Annotated in this window: 17 protein-coding genes; 3 read left to right on the forward strand and 14 right to left on the reverse strand. The window is 57.4% G+C overall.

Annotation, left to right across the window (positions count from 1 at the left end):
• Positions 1–4: 4 nt before the first annotated feature.
• Positions 5–379 carry a hypothetical protein gene (locus tag VFA76_08940; protein ID HZR31962.1) on the reverse strand — a complete coding sequence of 125 codons (375 nt, stop codon included), beginning with the start codon at positions 377–379 and terminating at the stop codon, positions 5–7.
• 103 nt (positions 380–482) lie between these two features.
• Here VFA76_08940 and VFA76_08945 point away from each other — a divergent pair, with 103 nt between their 5' ends.
• Positions 483–1,382 (forward strand): mechanosensitive ion channel family protein, encoded by a 900-nt coding sequence (locus VFA76_08945; protein HZR31963.1) that lies wholly within the window; start codon positions 483–485, stop codon positions 1,380–1,382.
• 15 nt (positions 1,383–1,397) lie between these two features.
• Here the strand turns inward: VFA76_08945 and rho are convergent, their stop codons facing one another.
• The 5 genes from rho to VFA76_08970 all read right to left on the reverse strand — a co-directional run bounded on the left by rho (position 1,398) and on the right by VFA76_08970 (position 11,413).
• Entirely contained in the window at positions 1,398–2,648 is a 1,251-nt protein-coding gene (gene rho, locus VFA76_08950; protein HZR31964.1) for a transcription termination factor Rho, read from the reverse strand.
• A 658-nt stretch (positions 2,649–3,306) separates the two neighbouring features.
• Complete coding sequence (locus VFA76_08955) at positions 3,307–4,854, reverse strand: YifB family Mg chelatase-like AAA ATPase (GenBank protein ID HZR31965.1); 1,548 nt, start codon at positions 4,852–4,854, stop codon at positions 3,307–3,309.
• 231 nt (positions 4,855–5,085) lie between these two features.
• Positions 5,086–6,276 (reverse strand): acetyl-CoA C-acetyltransferase, encoded by a 1,191-nt coding sequence (locus VFA76_08960; GenBank protein HZR31966.1) that lies wholly within the window; start codon positions 6,274–6,276, stop codon positions 5,086–5,088.
• A gap of 401 nt (positions 6,277–6,677) precedes the next feature.
• Positions 6,678–9,611 carry an ATP-dependent DNA helicase gene (locus VFA76_08965; GenBank protein ID HZR31967.1) on the reverse strand — a complete coding sequence of 978 codons (2,934 nt, stop codon included), beginning with the start codon at positions 9,609–9,611 and terminating at the stop codon, positions 6,678–6,680.
• 197 nt (positions 9,612–9,808) lie between these two features.
• Complete coding sequence (locus VFA76_08970; GenBank protein HZR31968.1) at positions 9,809–11,413, reverse strand: O-antigen ligase family protein; 1,605 nt, start codon at positions 11,411–11,413, stop codon at positions 9,809–9,811.
• Positions 11,414–11,594: 181 nt separating this feature from the next.
• On the opposite strand from VFA76_08970, the gene VFA76_08975 reads away from it, so the two are divergent.
• The gene (locus VFA76_08975) at positions 11,595–13,496 is read left to right on the forward strand and encodes a sulfatase (GenBank protein ID HZR31969.1); all 1,902 of its coding nucleotides are present in this window, start codon (positions 11,595–11,597) and stop codon (positions 13,494–13,496) included.
• 4 nt (positions 13,497–13,500) lie between these two features.
• On the opposite strand, the gene VFA76_08980 is transcribed toward VFA76_08975, so the two are convergent.
• From VFA76_08980 to hrcA, 5 genes are read right to left on the reverse strand one after another with little or no spacing between them, the layout of a single operon-like run.
• Positions 13,501–14,229, reverse strand: a complete 729-nt coding sequence (locus VFA76_08980; protein ID HZR31970.1) for an RsmE family RNA methyltransferase — start codon at positions 14,227–14,229, stop codon at positions 13,501–13,503.
• Between the two features lie 23 nt (positions 14,230–14,252).
• Positions 14,253–14,630, reverse strand: a complete 378-nt coding sequence (locus VFA76_08985; GenBank protein ID HZR31971.1) for a hypothetical protein — start codon at positions 14,628–14,630, stop codon at positions 14,253–14,255.
• Positions 14,623–15,786, reverse strand: coding sequence for a molecular chaperone DnaJ (dnaJ, locus tag VFA76_08990; GenBank protein HZR31972.1), 1,164 nt, complete (start codon positions 15,784–15,786; stop codon positions 14,623–14,625). Before dnaJ ends, VFA76_08985 begins: the two co-directional genes overlap by 8 nt.
• Positions 15,786–16,352, reverse strand: a complete 567-nt coding sequence (gene grpE, locus VFA76_08995) for a nucleotide exchange factor GrpE (protein HZR31973.1) — start codon at positions 16,350–16,352, stop codon at positions 15,786–15,788. Before grpE ends, dnaJ begins: the two co-directional genes overlap by 1 nt.
• Before the next feature lie 53 nt (positions 16,353–16,405).
• A complete protein-coding gene (gene hrcA, locus VFA76_09000) occupies positions 16,406–17,452 on the reverse strand; it encodes a heat-inducible transcriptional repressor HrcA (GenBank protein ID HZR31974.1) in 1,047 nt (348 codons plus the stop codon).
• Between the two features lie 271 nt (positions 17,453–17,723).
• Here hrcA and VFA76_09005 point away from each other — a divergent pair, with 271 nt between their 5' ends.
• Positions 17,724–18,926 carry an FAD-dependent oxidoreductase gene (locus VFA76_09005; protein HZR31975.1) on the forward strand — a complete coding sequence of 401 codons (1,203 nt, stop codon included), beginning with the start codon at positions 17,724–17,726 and terminating at the stop codon, positions 18,924–18,926.
• 104 nt (positions 18,927–19,030) lie between these two features.
• Here the strand turns inward: VFA76_09005 and VFA76_09010 are convergent, their stop codons facing one another.
• The 3 genes from VFA76_09010 to cydB all read right to left on the reverse strand — a co-directional run bounded on the left by VFA76_09010 (position 19,031) and on the right by cydB (position 21,776).
• Positions 19,031–19,870: an Mrp/NBP35 family ATP-binding protein gene (locus VFA76_09010; GenBank protein HZR31976.1), complete on the reverse strand. Its 840-nt coding sequence runs from the start codon at positions 19,868–19,870 to the stop codon at positions 19,031–19,033.
• A gap of 103 nt (positions 19,871–19,973) precedes the next feature.
• Entirely contained in the window at positions 19,974–20,726 is a 753-nt protein-coding gene (locus VFA76_09015; protein HZR31977.1) for a glucose 1-dehydrogenase, read from the reverse strand.
• Between the two features lie 3 nt (positions 20,727–20,729).
• The gene (cydB, locus tag VFA76_09020) at positions 20,730–21,776 is read right to left on the reverse strand and encodes a cytochrome d ubiquinol oxidase subunit II (protein HZR31978.1); all 1,047 of its coding nucleotides are present in this window, start codon (positions 21,774–21,776) and stop codon (positions 20,730–20,732) included.
• Between the last annotated feature and the right edge of the window lie 4 nt (positions 21,777–21,780).

Consider the following 21,780-nt stretch of genomic DNA (forward strand, 5'->3'; position numbering starts at 1 on the left):
GTGACTACGAGCCTTTCATTTTGTTTCGTACATTCTTGGCCAGCTTTTCAATCTCGGCGGCCTTGTTGACTACGTCCACCGAGAGGGTGTGCTCGTTGGACTTGTCCACGGCCTGCTTGAGTTCGGTGGCCAGTTGCAAAAGGCGATCGGTGTCGCGCTTCAACGATTCGTGACGTTGAGCATTAAACTTCTTTTGGCGTTCTCTTTCTTGTTGCTGCTGGTTTTGGTCCAGATCAGGAGCTTCCTCGCCCGGAACGCGGGTGCGCTGCTGCTCAGGCGGCACCGGCTGGTGCTCCGGCAGAGCTATCTGCGCTGCACCATAATGAATACCGATGACAAGAAATAATACGACGACTCGACAACAAACTTTGGCGAACACAACATCACCTCACTGGAAATAAATCTACCATGCTGCAAGACGCGTCACCTCGGATGAGCATCTCGCCTAGTTGTTATAATCCGGCCCGGACACTTTAGATCCAATGCTGCCAGCAACCCACGAGCTGACCACGCTGCGAGATGTGCTCCGCGATTGGCGCGGGGATGCGCTGCAGTTCTTGCGCGTTGACGTTCCGAAAATCGTAGTGGTCGTGGTGGTGGCCGGGACATTGATTCGGCTGCTCAGGCTGGTCACCCGCAGGCTAGTGCAATTCAGCCAGAAGCACGATCTCTCAGGGGCGGTGCGGGCCGAACAATTGCGTACTGCGGCTGGAGTGATCAATAGCGTTGGCACATTCGTCATCAGTTTCCTGGCGCTGATGCAAATTCTGCCAGTGCTGGGCATCAACATGGGCCCCCTATTGGCGAGCGCCGGCATTGCTGGTCTGGCTCTCGGATTCGGCGCCCAAACCCTGGTAAAAGACGTCATCAACGGATTCTTTATTGTCTTAGAGAACCAGTACAGCGTAGGCGACGTGGTGCGAATCGCCGGAGTGCATGGCAAGGTGGAAGAGATGACCATGCGGCGCACCAATCTCCGCGATGACGATGGCACGCTCCACGTGGTCCCCAATAGCGAGATCCACATTGTTTCTAACCTGACGCGGGATTGGGCGCAGGTCGCCCTGCACATCTCTGTGGCTTATACCGAAAATAGCGAGCGGGTGCTCAAATTGCTACAAGAGGTGGGGGAAGAGTTGCGAAATGACCCCAACTTCCGGGATGACATTGTTGCCCAACCGGAAGTCCCGGGTATAGAGCGCGTTTCCAACGGCGAAGTTGACTACCTGATGCTGGTGAGAACCCGCCCCGGCCGACAATACGCGGTGAGCCGAGAGCTGCGGAGACGAATCAAAGCGTCGTTCGAGAAGAACGGCGTCCAAGCGGGAAATCCTGCCCGCGTCTATGTTATGGATCGCCTGCCGGAAGCATCGAACCAGTAGCCAATTCCGAGAAATCTAGAGCGAGCTCATATTCGCCAGGAACTCGCCGTTCGAGCGAGTCTTGCTGAGCTTATCAATCAGCAGTTCCATGGCTTCGACGGGTGATAGCGGGTTCAGCACCTTGCGCAGTACCCAGATGCGCGCCAGGTCTTCCTTAGGAATGAGCAGCTCTTCTTTTCGCGTGCCCGAGCGCTGGATATCGATGGCCGGGAACACGCGCTTATCTACCAGCTTGCGCTCCAGAATGATTTCGCAGTTGCCGGTGCCTTTGAATTCTTCAAAGATCACGTCATCCATGCGTGAACCGGTGTCCACGAGCGCCGTGGCGATGATGGTCAGCGAGCCGCCTTCCTCAATGTTGCGGGCTGCGCCGAAAAAGCGCTTTGGACGTTGCAGCGCGTTCGAATCCACGCCGCCCGAGAGCACTTTGCCCGAGGGCGGCACGATGGTGTTGTAGGCGCGCGCCAGACGGGTAATGGAATCCAGCAAGATAACCACGTCGCGCTTGTGCTCCACCAGGCGCTTGGCCTTTTCGATCACCATCTCGGCTACCTGAACGTGCCGCGCAGCGGGCTCATCGAAAGTCGAAGAGATGACCTCGCCCTTCACCGAACGCTGCATGTCGGTGACTTCTTCCGGCCGCTCATCGATCAGCAGCACGATCAGCACGACCTCGGGGTGATTGGTGGTAATGGAGTTGGCGACATTCTGCAACAGCATGGTCTTGCCGGTACGCGGCGGCGAAACGATCAGTCCGCGCTGGCCCTTGCCGAGAGGCGTGAGCAGGTCCATGACCCGCGCGCTGATGTTCTCTCGAACAGTTTCGAGTTTGAGGCGCTCCTGTGGATACAGCGGCGTCAGGTTGTCAAACAGGATCTTGTTGCGCGCCTCTTCCGGGGACTCGAAGTTAACCGCTTCAATCTTCACCAGGGCGAAGTACTTTTCGCCCTCATGCGGAGGACGTACCTGGCCGCTGATGGTGTCTCCAGTTTTGAGGTCGAATTTACGAATCTGCGAAGGCGAGACGTAAATATCGTCGGGACCGGGCAGGTAGTTGTAGTCCGGCGATCTCAGAAAGCCGTAGCCGTCAGGCAGAATTTCCAGTACGCCTTCGGCAAAAATGTGCCCTTCCTTTTCGCTTTGGGCCTGCAGGATCTTGAATATCAGGTCCTGCTTGCGCAGACCGCTTGCGCCAGGCAAATCGAGCGTGCGGGCGATGCGGGTAAGTTCAGTTATGTTTTTCTCTTTTAATTCAGCTATGGTCATGGTCACCTACAGGAGATTTTTCAAAGGAGGGTATGGAGGAGACGGTGGGCCGCTCGAGAAGCGAGCAGCGGGACTAGGTTAGGCAGCCCGCCGCTGCGCCTCGGCAGCTTCCGGCTCGGTCAGCACAGCTTCCCGCTCCGAGCTTGCGATCCGGTTAAGGACCTCATTCATTGTTTCTTGGATTCGGGTATTTGGCTTGTGAAAACGCCGGGTCGTCTTGGATGCAAGCTGGCAGAGCATATACCGATTTCTAAGTGTATGTAAAGCTTCAAAAACCAAGTCTGAGCGCATCGTCCGTTCCCTTATCTTTAGAAATTTTTTATTAGTACAGCCCTTCACCGCTTTTGACAGACCCCGGGCAATGCAGTCGCCACCCTACTCAAGTGTCCTTAAGTCTATGTACAGGCTGGGGTTATTGGAGAAGCGAATTCGACTCTTATATAGATGCAGGAGCGTGACGCCGCGTTGCTTCATTCTTATAGTCCCGGTCCCGGACTATTGACGGCGAAGGTTCCTGCGGTAAGCGTCACCCTTCCCTATACAGGGGCACTCGGAGATGGTCAAGAGCAATTTTCCTGACAGCAGTGGAAAGTTGGGAAGGGCTGCCGCCCTGGCTGCAGTCCCATTAAGGGTAGAGATAGCCGGGCGGGAGAGGAGTTTAAGCCCAGAAAGTTCGATCCAGGGTGCGGTATTGGATGGCTTCGGCAATGTGCTTGGGTTGAATAGGGCTACCGCTTTCAAGGTCGGAAACGGTGCGCGCCACCTTTAAGATGCGATCGTGGGCGCGGGCAGTCAGTCCCTGCTGGGTCATTGCGCGTTCTAGAAGGCGCTCGCAGTCGGAAGAAAGTTCACAGTATTGCCGAATCTGCCGGGGGGCCATCTGGGCATTGCAGTAGATCCTCTCTTTGGCTCCGGCAAACCGGAGCAGCTGGATCTCCCGCGCTTTGGTGACCCGCTCGCGAATTTGAGAGGAGCCCTCGGGCGTCGCGGCCGCACGCAATTCCTTATAGTTCACAGCCGGCACATCAATATGAATATCTATGCGGTCCAAGAGCGGGCCGGAGATTTTGGACATATAGCGTTGGATGATGGGAGGCGTGCAGTGGCATTCGCGGGTGCGGTCGTTAAAGTAGCCGCAGGGACATGGATTCATGGCTGCCGCCAGCATGAACCGCGCTGGAAAAGTCAGTGACATCGATGCCCGCGCAATCGAAACCGTTCCGTCCTCTAAGGGCTGCCGCATAACTTCGAGCACATTCCTTGGGAACTCCGGCAGCTCATCTAGAAAGAGCACACCATTATGTGCGAGTGAAACTTCTCCCGGACGCGGGATGACGCCGCCGCCAATCAAACCAGCGTCAGAGATGGTGTGATGGGGAGAACGGAAAGGCCGCACTCCAACCAGCCCCGAGCGAGGATCGAGCACGCCAGCGACGCTGTGAATCTTGGTGGTTTCAAGAGCTTCTTCGAAGGTCAGCGGCGGCATGATGGTGGGAATGCGCTTGGCAAGCATGGTCTTTCCGGAGCCGGGCGGACCGATCATCAGGATGTTGTGCCCGCCCGCAGAGGCAACCTCGAGCGCGCGCTTGGCTGTCTGCTGCCCGCGTGCATCTTTAAAGTCCACGGTGAATTGCTGGGCGGCCTGCAAGAGCGCTTCGGAGTTCACCTGAAGCGGCGCGATGCCGTTTCCGGTGTTGAGGAAGTGGACGACATCCATGAACGAGCGGACCGGATAGACGCCCACCCCCGAGACCACCGCCGCCTCCCGGGCGTTGATTTCGGGAACGATAAGACCGGGAATTTTCCGGCTGCGAGCTGCGATAGCAATAGGCAAGGCGCCGCGCACGCCGCGGATTCCACCGTCCAGGGACAGCTCACCGACGAAGACATAATCTGGAATTTCTTTGCGGGTCAAGCCGCCATAGGCGCCGAGGATGCCGAGCGCCATTGGGAGATCGAATCCCGAGCCCTCTTTTTTTATATCGGCGGGAGCAAGATTGATGATGATGTTGGTGGGCGGAATATCGTATCCGCAGTTCTTGAGCGCAGAGCGAACCCGCTCGTGACTCTCGCGCACCGCGGCATCCGGAAGACCGACGGTCACAAACTGATCTTTGAGTGTCTTAATGCCGGAAACGTCAACTTCGACCTCGACCACGCTCGCATCAATGCCATAAACCGCCGCGCTGAGGGTCTTGAAGAGCATGGGAATGGTCAGGAATATCAAATAAGACACAACCAGGCAGTGACTGCGGTCACGGTGAGAATGTGAGCGAGAGCAACTGGGTCGGTCTCCGGGCAGCAGCGCTTGGGCGATTGACGCGGTTGAGCAGCGCGTTACAGATGGTCACAGCGGGTAGAAGAGTGCCTGGGGGGTGAATTTAGATTCCTCGCGCGCTGCAGCCCGCTTGGAATGACAAGGAAGGAATGCCTAGGCTTAGCGCTCCACCGCCATCGCGACCGCATTTCCGCCACCCAGGCAGAGCGCGGCAATCCCTTTATGGGCATTGCGGCGGATCAGCTCATAAATTAGCGTGACCAACACCCGCGCCCCACTTGCTCCGATAGGATGTCCCAAGGCGACAGCGCCTCCATTGACATTCACTTTGTTGGGATCGAGTTCGAGCTCGCGAAGGATGGCGACCGATTGCACTGAAAATGCTTCGTTGAGTTCGTAAAGGTCAACGTCTTCGTTCTTCCAGCCGGTCTTTTTCCAAATCTGGCGGATTGCATCCACCGGCGCCATCATCACCCATTTGGGATCAACGCCGCTCGTAGTTTGTGCGACGATGCGGACCATCGGTGCGGCGCCCAGGTCGCGCGCACGTTGAGAACTGGTGACGACCAGTGCGGCGGCGCCGTCATTCACTCCCGGCGCATTGCCGGCGGTGACCGTGCCGTCCTTTTTGAACGCAGGCTTTAAAGCGCGGAGCGCTTCGATGGTGGTATCTTCGCGCGGCGACTCGTCCTTTTCAAAAAGCACTGGGGGCTCACCCTTTTTCTTGGAAGGAATCTCGACCGGGAAAATCTGCGATTTGAAGCGGCACTCTTTGATGGCGGCGATCGCCTTGCGATGGGAATTCAGTGCGTACTCGTCCTGCTCTTCGCGGGTCACACCGTACTTTTCGGCGACGTTCTCACCGGTGTTGCCCATGTGATAGTTGTTGTAAACGTCCCACAAACCATCGTTGATCATGGAATCTATAATTTGAGAATTGCCGAGCCGGTATCCCTTGCGCGCCTGAGGCAGCAAGTAAGGCGCATTGGTCATGGACTCCATGCCTCCGGCAACGACGATATCGCTATTGCCGGTCTGGATGGCTTGCGCCGCCAGCGCCACGGCTTTAAGTCCGGAACCGCAAACCTTGTTGATGGTCATGGCGCCGACAGTTGGAGGAAGTCCGCCGAATAATGCCGACTGGCGTGCGGGATTTTGTCCCAATCCGGCTGAAACGACATTTCCCATGATGCACTCAGTCACGTGTGCGGGATCAACTTTGGCACGCTTCACGGCCTCGCGAACCACCATCGCGCCCAGTTGAGTGGCAGTGAAATCGGAGAGTGAACCTTGAAATTTTCCGACCGGAGTTCGCACTCCAGAGATGATGACAGTTTCTTCAAGCGGCATAAATTGACTCCTGCAATCGAACTCTCGATACATTATAAGATGCTTTGCACCCGCTTACGATGCGGGCGCGAGCAATGCTCGCAGGAAAAAAAGTATCGTGATTCCACTTTGATTTTTGACTTCGGCACGACATTTTTTATCTTCTATTCACGTCGGTAACTTCGGTACCCTCTTCTCTCGACCAAATTGACGTGATTTTTTTCTTGACATCGTTTTTTATTGACTCTATACATTCAGATAGTTGCAACAATCGACCGTTGCAAATTCCATGTTGAATGGAAGGGAGAATAGATCAATGGCAGCAAAGAAGAAGGCGAAAAAGAAAAAGAAGCACTAAGCTTCTTACGAAGCATAAAGGGGACGCGAAAGCGTCCCCTAAGTTTTTTATGGGCAAGAATTCTTTAGCTCAAGGATGCAGCGCTCACTTTACCAACCGAATACAGGCGCTCTTCAGTGGCTGGACACATCGCATAGTAGCCGCAGGAGCGGCAATGGAATCCCGGCGTGGCTTCAAAATGGCCGGCAGCGATATTGCGCGCGGCATCGAGAATCTTCTCTTTGGCAGTTCGCAGTTCACGTTCCTCACGGGTTCCGACCACTTGCTCGTTGGTCTCCAGGTTGTAGAAGATCAGGCGCTCTGGAAAAACTCTCCAGTGCTCCCGCGCGGCAATGGCATAGATGGAAAGCTGTAAGCTGGTGCGCGCATCAATCTCGTTTTTCGCTGCTCCGGTCTTGTAATCAATGATGGCGACGCGGTCGCCTTCGACGCGATCCATGCGATCGATGCGACCCCTGATTCGGACTCCCTCAACCTCAATCTCGAAGGTTTTCTCGGTGGAAATTACCGCGGGCGGCGGCGCTTGCGCCTGGACGTCGAAAAATTGCTCCAACTGCGCTCGACCCTGGCGCAGATAGAGCTCGCGCTGGTGTTCATCGTCGAAGGGCGTATCCGCCATGACTTGCCCGAAGATGCGCAGGAACTCTTCACGCGTTCGCGGCCGAGCAGCCAGCATAGCGTCGAAGAAATCGCGGAGCGTCTGGTGAACGGCGGCGCCAAATTGCAGCGATGCGGCCACCTCGCCGGGAACGTTCCAATCACGCTGGATCTTGAACTTGAGAGGGCAGAGTTGGTAAGTCTCAATCGCGGTCGCGCTCAACGATCCACCCAGAGCACGAGGGGTAGCTGGAAGGAGGAGCCAAGCCCCCAGCCCGGAAGCAGGATTCGCTTCCGCGGCGGCAGCCAACTCAATCTTGGCATCGGCCGGACGCTCGCGCCAACCGGGATGCGCGACATGGCTTTCGGTCAGCTCCCGAACGAAACCGCTGGGCTTGGGATTCTTTCCTTTCACCCGCCCGCAGATGGCCAGAGAATCACGAGCACGAGTCATTGCCACGTAGAATAGCCGGCGCTCTTCCTGCTTGTGTAGCTCGGGACCATCCCCGGGAGCAAGACATCGTGGATCACGCATCGCCTGCGGCATCTCAAAAAGCTTTTCTTTGTAGTTGGTGGGAAAGGAATTAGCATTGGCGCGGACCACGAACACGTGATCAAACTCCAGCCCTTTGGCCGCGTGGACCGTCATCAGTGAAACTGTGTCAGCAGGATCGGAAGTGATCGATTGATCGAATGCGATTGATCCGCCTGCCTGTGGGAAGTACTCCATGTACTCCAAAAATTCCTTGAGGTCGCCGGCGATGGTGATCGCTTTCTGGGCCCACTTTCTTACGAACTCCCGAAAAGCGACCACCGGGGGTGCGGCGCGATCCAACCCGAAACGTTTGATCACAATCTCGACCAGCGCGGCCATCTGCCAGTTCGCAGCCGCGGCCTCAATGCGGGCGTTCTCCACCATTTTCAATACAGCCGCAGTCGCTGGGGTTTGAGCCAGGACAGATGCAATATCTGGTTGCCGCCCAGCGGCACGCAAGTCCTCCCGAAACTCGGCGGCGTTGATTTTGAAGATGGGCAGTGCGGCTACTCGAAACAGGCTGGCATTGTCCGGTGGCGCGTGGAGGCTGCGCAGGCAGGCCAGCAGATCACGTACCTCAGCAGTCTCCAGCGCGTTCAGCCCTTCCACTCGGAAGGGAATGCCACGAGCCGCCAGCTCGCGCACGAGAGCAGTGCGGTGGTTATGCTGACGATAGAGGACTGCAATCCGCGGCGTCTGGGAGGATGCCGAACCATGTTGCCGCAATCGTCTCTCGATCTCGCTGCCGACGTCGGCAGCTTCATCTTCGCTGCCCGCAACCATTACCAACTCTACTAACTCTGGTTGTACGGGCTTGCCTTCTGCGCGCGTGCGACGATCGCGATCGGAAGTAAGCGGCTGCCGGTCAAATTGTTGCCCCGATTTTCCCAGCCGGCACACGGCAGGAGGGTTGTTTCCAATCACAGCATAAGAACAATTGAGAATGGCAGATGTAGAGCGTTGGTTACGGTCCAAAGTCACGGACTTTGTCTGCGGAAAACGTGAGGCGAATTCTTCGAACGCGGCACTTGACGCTCCCCGGAACCTGTATATCGCCTGATCGGGGTCACCCACCGCGAAAATGTTCCCCTCGTCGCCGGCAAGGGTTTGAGCCAACTCAATCTGGGCGATGTTGGAGTCCTGAAATTCGTCAATCAGGATGAAGCGGGTACCGGCGCGCTCCGCAGCCAATGCTTTCGGCTCCGCCCGCAACAGTTGCATGGCGCGCAGAAGCATGTGCCCAAAGGTGCCCAGGCCATCGCGCTCGAGCATGGTCTCCACCGTGCGAAAGGCACAGGCGATCTCGCGGCAACGTGCCAGCACTTCGACGGGGGTGAGCTTGTCTGCGTCCTTGGACCGAGTCACACGTGGCAGCGGATGCTTGCCCAGCTCCAGAGCGGCGAGGTAGCTTTCATAATCGTCGGCTGTTTTCAGCTCATCGTGGCAGTTATCGAAGAAATCCAGCAGCGAATCTAAAAACTGGGCAGGGCTGGCAGCTCGCGTGTAGTACTTCAGCTTGAGATCGGGAAGGCGTCGTCGCAGGTACACCCAAAGGTCTTGCGGCTCTATGACGCGGAACGCTTTGCCGCGACGCTGGAGGATGCCATAGCAGAAACCATGAAAAGTTGTTGCTTTCAAATCCTTGGTGCGACCCACTCCAAGCTCTTTCGTGACTCGTTGCAGGAGTTCAGCGGCCGCATTGTCGGTGTAAGTCACCGCCAGAATCTCATCAGCCCGGCAGTGGCCCTCCCGAATCAGGCGAGCAATGCGCTGGGTAAGCACCGTGGTCTTACCAGTGCCCGCACCGGCCACCACCAGCATGGGGCCGTGAACGTGCTCAACCGCTTCGCGCTGCCGATCGTTCAATTCGAATGGCTTGCCTGTAGCCTTCGGAACGAGGGTAGGGGCATCACCAAAAAGATCCAGTTGCGGAGAAGAAACGGGCGATCTGCTGCGGGGCGGGACCATTGGGATCAGGAGAGCTGACAGCATTATGTTGGAGAAGGGGAAGAGCGGCAACCCCGAAACGGAGAAAAAACACCCTTAGCGAACGCTGTGGCAGATCAGCAGATCGTCGCGCGCCGCACCGGAGTTCTGCTGTCTGTCTGCTCCGGGGCGGTACTCTCTGTCAGTATCCGATAAAGCACCACCGAGCAGCCCATGAACAGCCACACCAGAGGCATCACCTCGCCATCCCCCAAGGTGTACTGGACCAAGCAGCCCAGATAAAAGGCGATAGCGCTGGCAAATATTCCCAGAGCCATTCCGTGGGCAAACCATCCCGCGTGAGTGCTGGCCAGGAGAAGGCGCCGAAGGTGACGGAAATACTCCACCATAAGCCATAACCAGAGGCCCAGTGCCGGCAGCCCGCAATCAACAGCGAGCTCAATGTAAGTGGAATGAAAGTGTCCGGATTTCAACGGGAACACTTTGTATGCGGAAATATTAAAGCGATTGCCTGCCAGTCGAACGCTATCCAGTCCGATTCCGAGGAACGGGTGCTGCCGGATGAGCCGGGGGCTGTTCGCCCACATCATCATCCGGTACTCCGTTCCTGGTTCCGCGCTGCTGAACCAGGAGACGTGGCGTCGGGATTGGATCCAGAATGAGCCGCCCGCGACAAGGATAATGGTGGCCATGGCCGCAATCACTCGCACCTTCCATCGCGCAGTAATCCACAGCACGGTCAGGCATCCCACGAGCACTGCAAGCAGATAGGCGCGCGTCACTGTTGCCCACAGGCTCGCAGCGAGCCCTCCAAAGACCAGCGCCAATAGCGCGCGCTTGCCCAGCTTGGCGCATCTGCTGGCCAGCAGCAGGCCCCAGCACAGGGCAACAACTTGAGTGAGCATTCCAGCATAAGGAATAGCATGGTAAAAGTGCCCCTGCGCGCGAGGTGGATAACCTACGACCACAAGTTGACCCGGCCCGCGCAGCCACTCTTCCAGAGCTGCCCGGGGAACGACCACATAAACCTGCTCGAGGCCGCCGGGAAACGGTCGCGCGACGTGCATGCGCAACACCGAATCGTGTTCAGTCAGTCGCAGCGCGCGTTGCCATAACCATATCCGCCGCACGGAGTGGCCGTTTATCTCGCGTACGATGTCACCTGCCTGCAGCCCAGCTTGCCTCGTAGGACCGGTGACAGTCAGCAACTCGGTGCCGATGCCTGCAGTAAATTGCCAGCCCGTCTCCAGAGCGCTGACAGAAGTTGCAATCAGCAGCGCCACTACGAGCCACTTCAGCTCTGCGATGCTCTTCACGTTTTCTGTGACCAGGAAACAAATAAGCGCTACGCTGTACCAGGCCATGCGGCTCCAACTCAGCAGCGGTGCATAGGAGAACACGGTCGAAATCCCAGTGGCGATAAAGAACAAAAGCAGCGGTATCGCCAGGGGTCCACGATGCACTTTGAAACCGGTCAGGGTCAGCTTAACAACCCACAGAGCTAACGCTATGCGGAAAACAAAAAGTACCGTCGCGGTGGAGAAAGGCTCCGCAACGACTAGCACGAGCAAGGAGAGGTAAATTGCGTGTTCCAGCCAGAGAATCCAGAATTGCTTATCGTGAAGCGCCCGCGCTCCGGAAACGTGGACTGTGGCATCCGAACCCACGCTATGGAAATCAGCGGAAGGCGCGGAAGAAGACTGCGGGGCAGAAATGCTCAATGGAATGTCCGGAGCGCGTGAGTTGCGAGATTATACTATGCGCTCAATTGGCCAAGGCGCCGCGTGTCCTACAGCCCACAAATCCTGCGTGGTATGCTTTCGAACTACGCATTCATAATTTCGTTTACCGTTGTTGAACAAGCACACGCCAATCCTCAATGCTCGAACCCTGGATTCTTTTGTGAGTACGCCGCAGCTTCCCCACAAAATCACCAAAGACGAGACTACCCGGAAAGATTTAGTCGTTGTCGCCGTGTGGTTCGGGATGGTGACCGGATTGGTGGAGGGTCAGCTGGTCTTCCATGTTCGACACCTTCGCATTCTTGACCTCGTCTGGGTGCCAATTCCGGTGGATTTGGCGCTGGCCCTGATTGTGGCGCTACCCATTCTGGGCTTGCGCAATTTTCTTAGCGGCCGCCCTTCCCTGTTTCTGCGTACCACTTGCCTGTTTGGCTGGCTGATGTTTTTCGATTGGTTGCGGGTAATTTCTCCGGCGGCCAAAGCCCCGCTGCCCTCTGCATGGTCGGGCGCTATTGATTCCCGGCCGCTGATGGAGAGCCTCGGAGTGATGGCGATTGCGTTCGCGCTGGCGTTGGGAGTGACGTTACTGCTGGCGCGACCAAGGGTGCGCGTTCTGCAGCGCCGCAGCTTGCCTTGGGTGGGTGTCGTAGCCGCAGGCTGCGTAATTGGCGTCCCAGTGTTTTATCGAGTGCACGAGGCGCGGCAGGTTTCCCATTTACCGATGGCCGCTCCGGGGTCGCCCAACGTACTGGTGATTGTGGTGGATACTCTGCGTGCCGATCATCTTTCAACGTATGGGTATGCTCGGGCCACCAGCCCCAATTTGAGCCGCATTGCCATGGAAGGCGTGCTCTTCGCAAACGCGATGGCGCCGTCCTCGTGGACCTTGCCCTCGCACGCCTCCATGCTCACCGGACTCTATCCCCATCAGCACGGCGCCTGTTGTATTGACTCCACTCTGGGCCGCGAATACCCGACCCTGGGCGAAGCCTTTCAGCGCCTGGGCTACCGTACGGCCGGCTTCTCAGCCAGCACTTATTTCTTTTCCCGCCGGACGCGGCTGGGGCGCGGTTTCATTCACTTCGAAGATGATTTTGAGTCGCCAGAGAGCGCCTTTCCGCAAACCTATTTTGGTGAGCGCGTGGAAAATCTTCTATATCGGCTGCACCTGGCCAAGGACCGCATCGGGCGACGCAGCGCTCGCCAGATCAACCAACACGCCCTGCGGTGGATTGAGAGCGATCGGCGCCGGCCGTTTTTTGCTTTCCTCAATTATTACGACGTTCACGAGCCGTATTTGCCACCGGAGCCGTATCTCCATAGCTTCACGGACTTGCCACATCCCGCCAGTCCGGTTCCCCTGGCATGGGACTGGTTCGCATCACTCACTCCTCAACAGCGGCAGGGGGAAATGGATGCTTACGATGGAGCGATCCAGTATCTGGATACCGAACTCGGTGAATTTCTCCGGCAATTGCAGCAGCGCGGCCTGGACAAAAACACAGTCGTAGTTATTACGTCCGATCACGGCGAGGAATTTAATGAACACGGATTTATGGACCATCTGAATGCGCTTTATCGTGAGCTTCTCCACGTCCCTCTGATTGTGTGGGAGCCTGGCAAGCTGCCGGCGGGACTGCGCGTTTCAACGCCAGTCTCCACGGTGAGCCTGCCCGCCACTTTGCTGGATCTTGTGCCCAATGGCGCCAGCCAAGTAATGCCGGGAACTTCTGTGGCGAAATTGTGGACAGAGCCCGGCAAGGATTTAAGCGTGATGCCAGTAATTTCCGAACTGGCGCATTTGAGATTGACGCCGTTGTTTCCGAATTATTACGGTGCGTTGACCTCCATTACGACGTCGCAATGGCATTACATTTCTGGCGGCAAGGCGGGCGAGGAGTTGTTCCGTTGCTGTGCCGACCAATGGGAACTGCAGAACCTGGCTAGCACGGCCGAAGGAAAGCGTGTTTGTGAGCGACTCAAGAAAGATCTTGAGTTCACGGCGGAGAATCCGCAAGCTCTCAGCAATCGGTCTAAGTCGACCACGGCTGTCGCACGCTGAAAGTTCACCCTGACGAGACTTCATCCCGTTCCGCAATCACTATGGCCATGCTGGCGATGGCGGCTGTTTCAGCTCGCAGAATCGTAGAACCAAGTGATGCAAGTATCCACCCGGCGCTGGCGAACAGGTGCAACTCGTCTTGGGTCCAGCCGCCCTCGGGGCCGACCGCCAGCACTGTGACTGACGCTTGAGGCTTTTGTCGCAGAGCTTCTTTGAGCATAGTTACCTGCTCTGTTTCCGCTAGAACGATCCGAAGATCGCCTGCTGCAGACAGCGCGTTCTTCAGCTTCATTGGCGGCGCAATTTCAGGAGGGGCGAGGCGGCGTGACTGCTCGGCAGCCTCGCGTGCAATACGCCGCCACCGCTCGAGTCTTTTGGCGGCAGCGACGCTCAGATGCCGATCGGTGCGCTGGGCGATGACGGGGACGATACGCGCCACACCTAGTTCAGTACACTTTTCAATGGCCCACTCCATGCGATCAAATTTGAAGATTGCGAGCAGGAGCGTGACTTCGGGTAAGCTCAATGCGGGAACCACCTCCCCTAGAACGAACTCCACGCGCTTGTCAGTGATGGAAGTGATGCGCCCTGAACGGACTTCCGCGCCGCTGCCAATATCAAACTCCTGTCCAACCTGTGCGCGAAGTACGCGAACGAGATGCACAGCGTGCGCGCCGGTCAAGGCGGCGCGGTCGCCTGAGACTTCGTCGGCAATCCAACGGCGTCGCGTCATTTCAGCAGGTCTTTCTGGGTGGATTATCGCAGCAATAGGAAGTACGTGGCGATGGCAGCAGCAGCGTAGAGCACACCAAAAAGTATGTTTTGCCGGGTAAGGGAGGCGGGCACAGGATCACTGGTGTTACCCATCATCTCCGCTCCGCTGAGCAGGCCGACCACAGCGGCGAGGCCCAACCACACCTGGTGCCTCCAGAAAATGAAGTAAGCAATGGCGGCTCCAATGGAGAGCACGACGGAGGCGATACCTATCCAGCGATAACGGGCACGCGCCTTAGGATTGGCCATGCGCTCGCTGGTTAGTACGGCAACCCGGCCGGGAACCATGAGGCGCAGGAGGGCAGGGACGGCGGTCACAAACAAAAGAAAGTAAGCGTAGTAGCGGGCAAACTTATCCAAAGATGTCTTTCACTTTGCCGAGCAGGGTTTTGGGCTGAGGCTTGTTGTCCACGTGTGACAAATCACCCAGTTCCTGCAACAGCTCACGCTGGCGCTTGTTGAGCTTGCTGGGGGTTTGCACCTTTACCCGAGCATAGAGATCCCCTTTCCCGTGGCCATTGAGCACCGGGACTCCCTTATTGCGGACCCGAAAAACCGTGCCTGATTGCGTGCCCTCCGGCACCTTCAAGGTGTGCTGGCCTTCCAGGGTGGGAATCATGATCTCGGTCCCGAGGGCCGCTTGGGAAATGGAAATGGGAATCAAACAATGCAGATCGTTGCCATCGCGCTCGAAAAACGTATGCTCCTTTACGTGTAGGACAACGTAAAGATCACCTGCGGGCCCGCCTTGCGAGCCGGCTTCGCCCTGATTGGCGTAGCGGATGCGGGTGCCATCTTCGACTCCCGCGGGAACCGTGATTTCCATAGTGCGTTCCCGGACCACGCGGCCCTGTCCTTTGCACTTCACACAAGGGTCACTAATCATCGATCCAGCGCCCTGGCAATTAGGACAGGTACGCGCAATGCTGAAAAATCCTTGCTGGTAGCGAACCTGACCGCGACCGCCGCAGGCGCTGCAAGTGGTCGGTGACTTCCCCGCGGCGGCGCCGGTGCCGCGACAATCCTCGCAGCTCTCGTGGCGGCGAATTTTGACCTCGGTGCTGGTGCCGAAGACGGCCTCATCAAATTCTAAAGTCAGGTCTTCGCGCAAATCGCCGCCGCGCTGTGAGCGGCTGCGCCGGCGCGTGCTTCCGGAGCCGAACAAGTCGCCAAAACCGAAAAAGTCGCCGAAAATATCGCTGAAATCCTGGAAGATGGTGGCGTCAAAGCCGGCCGCGCCAGCCGCGCTGCCAGCTACGCCGGCGTATCCGAAACGGTCGTACATGGCGCGTTTTTCACTGTCCGCCAGAATGGTATAAGCCTCGGTGGCTTCCTTAAATTTCTCTTCCGCTTCGGGATTACCGGGATTTCGATCGGGATGATGCTGCATCGCCAACTTGCGGTATGCGCTTTTGATCTCCTGGTCGCTGGCGGTGCGAAGCACGCCGAGTACCTCGTAACAGTCGCGTTTGCCGTTGCTAGTCAGAATATTGGGTTCCTTTGTTTGGTTCGGAATTAATGTTTGGGATTCCGTGCCACCCGCACCATGGCAGGACGCAGCAAGCGGTCTTTCAGTTTGTAGCCGCGCTGCAGCTCTTCGACCACGTGATTATCTTTTTCGGCATCAGTGTCCACCATCTCCACTGCTTGATGGAGATACGGATCGAAGGGCTCGCCCTTGGCGGGAATGGGGCGCACTCCGAGCTTGGTCATGGCGTCATGAAGTTGTTTGTTGATAAGCTCCACACCGGAACGGAATTCGGTTCCATTCTTGGCGGAGGCTTGCAGCGCACGGTCGAAACTATCGAGAATCGGCAGCAACATCTTGAGAGTATCCGCCAGGGCGAATTCCTTGAAGTCCTGCTGTTCTTTGGCGGCGCGTTTGCGCGCGTTCTCGAACTCCGCCTGGAGGCGGGCCATACGTTCCACCAGCGTGTCACGCTCCGCCTTCAGCCGTTCCAGTTCGGTGCGGGCAGCAGAGAGCTCCGGCGTAGAAGACTCTCTCTCCTCGCCAGTCTCGAGTTCGTGTGAAGCGTCCAATTGATCCGGATGAATCTCGGTCTTACCGTTTCCTCTTGCCATTACTAAATTGTCCCCTACTTTATTTAGTTCAAACTGCGTGATCCAACGTCCGCTTATTCTGATTCGTTCAGGATCTTGTCGAATAAGCGCGCAATGTACGAAACCGCCGTAATGGTGTGCTCGTAATCAATGCGAGTCGGGCCGATCACGGCCAACGAGCCCATGACTTCGCCTCCCACGCGAGCGGGCGCGCCAATGAGCACCAGGTTGCGCATGTGGGGTAAGTTCTCATCCAAGCCGATGATCACCCGCACAGCTTCTTGTCGAGTATCCAAATATGCGCTTAGCAGGTCGGCGATCTTTTCCTTCTCTTCGAGGGTCTTCAGCAGCTCGCGCAGGCGCTGCCTATCTTCCCCGCTGCCTACGAGGTTGGAAGTGCCCTCCACATAAACGGTTTGCTCAGGTTGCTCGCTGCCCAAGGCACCCTGTTTGTAGAGTTGCTCAAGAGACTGCATGAGGCGGTCGTACTCACTTCGCTCCTGTTCGATGCGGCGTCCGAGCTCGGCCCGCAGTGAGTCCAAGGTCCAGCCCCGGAAATTTTCGTTGATGTACTTGCTTGCCAGATCGAGGTCAGGTTGGCTAAGTTCGCGGCTGGTGCGCAAGACGCGATCGCGCACTACTCCTGAGCGTGTGACCACCACCGCCAGTATTTTTTGCTCGGCAAGTTTGGAAAAGTAAACGTGCTCCAGGGCGTTGCGGGGTCCGCCGCTGGTCACAGTAACGCCCACGCCATGCGAGATCAGTGAGAGAACATGCGAAGTGCGCTCCATGAACTCGTTTACGTCGCTGATGCCTTGTAAGGAATCTTTGATCATGCCCGCATCAGTCGGCGATATACGCGCATTTCCGGTCAATTGTTCTACGTAATACCGATAGGCGGCGCTGGTTGGAACGCGGCCGGCAGAGGTATGGGGCTGTTCGAGATAGCCTGCATCCGCCAGATCGGCCATGACGTTGCGGATGGTTGCGGCGCTCAACCCCTCGCGGCTTCCGCGCGCAAGAGTGCGCGATCCGACGGGCTCACCGGTGGCAATAAAGGTTTCCACCACGGCGGTCAGGATCTCGCGTTCACGATCTCCGATTTGTCCAGGTTGCGGCATACTCCTGTCGGGCCCTAAGGCGCGGGTCGTACCCCTCAGCTTGAAATTCCCCTAAGTACCTTTGATGCAAACGGTTAGACGAAGACTCATCGCCGCCGCGAGGAGATTCTGGCATCCAGCTCTAGGGGTGTCAAGCAAACCTCTGGTCCCTTGGACAGCAAAGGCTTGACCTCCTCCTAAGCTCAAGGATAGCGTAAATCTCCTCGTGTCAACACTGCTAAAAGTCTCGCGACGCTGGTTCGTTAGGACATGCGCCGCCACTCTCGGAGGGATGAGCGCGTTCTCCGGCTCCTCTGTGCTCGACAATATGGCCACTCAAACAAAGTCAAAAACCACCCAATCGAAAGGTGGTACTCACGTTGCGGTGATCGGGGCGGGAGCATTCGGCGGGTGGACTGCTTTACTCCTGCGACGCCGGGGCGCGCGCGTTACGTTGCTGGATTCTTGGGGAGCGGGCAATTCTCGCGCCAGCTCCGGAGGAGAGACCCGCATCATCCGCGGCACTTATGGGCCTCAGCAACCGTACACCCGTATGGTGGCGCGCGCTCTCGAACTCTGGCGCGACAATCAGAAACGCTGGAACCGCCAGCTTTACCATCAGACCGGAGTGTTGTGGATGGTGACGCAAGATGACGAGCAGTACGAACGGGGTTCCCTTCCTATGCTGCGTGATGCCAGACTGCCGTTTGAGGAGCTTACTCGCGCAGAAATCGGCAAGCGCTATCCGCAGGTGAGCCTCGAGGGTGTGAAGTGGGCCATTTTTGAACCGCAAGCTGGATTTCTCCTGGCGCGCCAGGGCTGCCAGTCGGTGCTGGAGGGCTTTCAGGCAGAAGGCGGCCAGTATCGGCAGCTCGCGGTTGAAGCGCCCAGCCTCGGTGGTGGAGAACTGAAGAGCATTGCCCTTAGCGATGGATCGAAGCTGGTGGCAGACCACTACGTGTTCGCGTGTGGGCCGTGGCTGGGAAAAGTATTTCCCGATCTGGTCGGAGATCGCATACGGCCCACGCGACAGGAAGTATTTTTCTTCGGGACCCCGCCCGGCGATGCGCGTTTTACCGACGAAAAGATGCCGGTCTGGGTTGACCATGGCGAGCGGTTCTTCTATGGCATTCCGGGAAATGAACGGCGTGGTTTCAAGATGGCAGACGACACCCGCGGGCCACTCTTTGATCCCACAAACGAGGAGCGCATAGTCAGTTCAGAGGGTCTGGCCAATGCGCGCAAGCATCTGGCGTTACGCTTTCCCGAGTTGGCGAACGCCCCGGTGGTGGAGACGCGGGTTTGCCAGTATGAGAATTCGCCCGATCAGAACTTCATCATGGACCGCCACCCCCGCGCCGCAAATGTGTGGTTGGTGGGCGGCGGCTCGGGCCATGGCTACAAACACGGCCCAGCAGTCGGTGAAATGCTGGCGGAAATGGTGATGACGGGAAAAGCGGCCAACCCGGTGTTCGCGATCGCGCGGTTTAAATGAAACGTGCACAGCTCGACTCGCGCAGGGGCAGCCGCCTCGGCTGCCCGGGGCGAGCTTTGCTCGCCAGCACAGGCGAGGCGCGTGTGCCCACGCGAGTACGGACTCTACTGAATCTGAATCACGCCCTCACCGGCAGCGGCCTTGATCTCATCCACTCGCGCCACTACCTTGCGAGCAAAGTCGTAAAGTGATTTGGAATTGGGGGCATTCTCGCCAGCCAGAACAACTGGCTGGCCGGTGTCGCCGGCTTTGCGGATGTCAGGATCGAGTTCTATGCGCCCGAGAAAGCTAAGGCCGAAGTCTTTCGCTGTACGCTCGCCGCCACCTTTCGAAAAAATGTCAATCTCGTGACGGCAATGCGGGCAAACAAAATGGCTCATGTTCTCAACCATGCCGACTATATCTACCTTGACCTGGCGGAACATCTCGATAGCTTTGCGTGCGTCCTGCAATGAGACGTCCGAAGGCGTAGAGACTACGATGGCGCCGGTCAGTGGCACCGTCTGAATGAGCGAAAGCGCGACATCACCGGTCCCCGGAGGCAGATCCACCACCAGGTAATCCAGCTCTCCCCACTCCACCTGTCCCAGAAACTGCTTGATGATGGAGTGCAGCATGGGGCCGCGCCAGATGAGCGGCTTATCGCCAGGGTTGAGAAATCCAATTGAAATCACCTTCAGCCCGAAACGCTCCAGCGGCTCAATGCGATTTTCGCCGACCACCCGAGGCGTGGCATTCATGCCCAGCATCAGCGGGACATTCGGGCCGTAAACATCGGCGTCGAGTAAGCCGACTTTATGACCCATTTTGGCGAGGGCCACCGCCAGATTTACTGCCAGCGTGGTCTTCCCTACTCCGCCTTTGCCTGAACCGACGGCGATGATGCTCCCCACTCCGGGCAGTGGTTGCGGGCCGGGGGGAGCTTGTCCGGGACGTGGCGGCATGTGCGAACTCAAAGTAACACCTTCACAGTTGTTGGAATGTTAGAGCTAAACATTAAATTATACGCTGCTGAAAATCAGATACTCGCGGTCTTCCCAATCACCGCTAGATGGCAGTAAATCCACCATCCACCGGGAAAGCGGCGCCAGTCACCCAGGAAGATTCGTCGCTGGCGAGGTAAACGGCCAAACCCGCAATGTCGTTAGGGACGCCTAAGCGCCCGATGGGATGCTTTGAGATCCGTTCCTCGCGGGCAGCGGCAGGATCTGGAGCTTTGCGGATGTAATCGGCGGTGAGGTCGGTTTCCACATACGAGGGGCAGATGCAGTTCACGCGAATGTGATCGGGCGCGTGATCGAGCGCCATGCACTTGGTGAGCAGAGTGACCGCGCCCTTTGAAGCGGCATAGACGGCACGATTGCGGGCGCCGACTAGTCCCAAAACCGAAGAGATATTAATGATTGATCCGCCGCCAGCGTTGCGCATCTGTGGCAGCACTGCTCGCGACAGCAACCACAGGCTACGAGCGTTGACGTTGAAGGTGCGGTCCCAATCTTCTTCGGTGGAGGTTTCAGCGGTACCGGGGATCAGAATGCCGGCATTGTTGAGCAGCACATTCACCGAGCCGAAAGCTGCGACAGTTTTGGCCAGCACATTTTCAAGGTCGCGCGGGTTACATACGTCCGCGGAAACCACGAGTGCGCTGTCGCCGATCTCACTGGCGACTTGTTCCAAGTGCTGCTTGCGGCGCCCGACCAACGCGACCCGTGCGCCTTCCCTGCCGAAGGCGAGGGCGCAGGCGCGTCCCATGCCCGTACCACCACCGGTAATGATGGCTATCTTGTCGCGCAGGCGCAAAGGTCAGTAGCCCTGGTCTTCGGCTTCCAGTCTAACCTTGCCGCGAAACTGGCGGTACACAAAGAAGAAGTAGCCCAGGGCCAACACGATACCAAAACTCCACCAGACTAAGCCGATACGCAGTCCGTAATCTGCAGCGGCGGTATTCTGAATGGTAAGGCTGTAGGAAGGATCGGTGCTCGCCGGCAGCACCTTGGGATACAGAGCAAATGCTGCCCCAACGAGCATGGTCGTGAGATAGAGGCTGGAGGCGGCGAATGCCAGGCCTTCTCTGTTTCTTCGAATTCCATACAACATGCCAGCGAGGCTGACTGCGACGATGAACGGAATCAGCAAACCCGCATGGTGGGACTGGTAATTATTGAGCACTTGCGGACAGACTCGAACCGTGGCCAGGAGACTAACCAGAGTCAGGAGAAGCAATGCCGGCCAAGTCCGCAGCGCGATCTGACGTGCACGCGAACTCACCAGCGAATCAGTTTTGAGTGCGACGTACAGAGCACCATGCATGGTGAGCGCGACGAGCGCGACCACGCCAGTCAGAACGGTGTACCAGTCGAGAATTCCCGGATTCGGCCCCACTCTCCAGTTCGTCCATAAAGCTTCGAAAAAGTAGCCATCTGGGCCGAGGGGAACTCCACGAACCACATTGCCCAGCGCCGCCCCGAAAAAGATGGCCAGCAAGATGCTCGATAGCGCAAATACGCCGTCAAAAAACGACTGCCACACTGGACTATCGAGATGAATGCGGAATTCAATGCCAATCGCACGCAGGATCAGCAGCCAGAGCACCATCATCAATGGTAGATAAAATCCGCTGAAACTCGAGGCATAGAGCAAGGGGAAGGCGAAGTACAAAGTACCTCCGGCGGCGAGCAGCCACACCTCGTTGCCGTCCCACACTGGCCCGATGGTACGCAGAACCGTTCTTCGCTCGGCGCCGCTCTTGGCCACCAGGAGATGAATGATCCCGGCGCCAATGTCAAAACCATCGAGCACCACGTAAGCCGTGAGCATAAGGGCAACGATAATGAACCAGAGCGTTTGCATCGGT

This window comes from Terriglobales bacterium, from assembly GCA_035651655.1.
In the GTDB taxonomy this organism is placed as follows: Bacteria; Acidobacteriota; Terriglobia; order Terriglobales; family Acidobacteriaceae; genus DASRFG01.

What these genes read in the sequence shown, in the direction of transcription:
- grpE (HZR31973.1), bottom strand. Translation starts at nt 16,352, where the DNA reads ATGGCAAGAGGAAACGGTAAGACCGAGATTCATCCGGATCAATTGGAC.
- cydB (HZR31978.1), bottom strand. Translation starts at nt 21,776, where the DNA reads ATGCAAACGCTCTGGTTCATTATCGTTGCCCTTATGCTCACGGCTTAC.
- VFA76_08980 (HZR31970.1), bottom strand. Translation starts at nt 14,229, where the DNA reads ATGACGCGACGCCGTTGGATTGCCGACGAAGTCTCAGGCGACCGCGCC.
- rho (HZR31964.1), bottom strand. Translation starts at nt 2,648, where the DNA reads ATGACCATAGCTGAATTAAAAGAGAAAAACATAACTGAACTTACCCGC.
- hrcA (HZR31974.1), bottom strand. Translation starts at nt 17,452, where the DNA reads ATGCCGCAACCTGGACAAATCGGAGATCGTGAACGCGAGATCCTGACC.
- VFA76_09005 (HZR31975.1), top strand. Translation starts at nt 17,724, where the DNA reads ATGAGCGCGTTCTCCGGCTCCTCTGTGCTCGACAATATGGCCACTCAA.
- VFA76_09010 (HZR31976.1), bottom strand. Translation starts at nt 19,870, where the DNA reads ATGCCGCCACGTCCCGGACAAGCTCCCCCCGGCCCGCAACCACTGCCC.
- VFA76_08945 (HZR31963.1), top strand. Translation starts at nt 483, where the DNA reads ATGCTGCCAGCAACCCACGAGCTGACCACGCTGCGAGATGTGCTCCGC.
- VFA76_08955 (HZR31965.1), bottom strand. Translation starts at nt 4,854, where the DNA reads ATGCTCTTCAAGACCCTCAGCGCGGCGGTTTATGGCATTGATGCGAGC.
- VFA76_08960 (HZR31966.1), bottom strand. Translation starts at nt 6,276, where the DNA reads ATGCCGCTTGAAGAAACTGTCATCATCTCTGGAGTGCGAACTCCGGTC.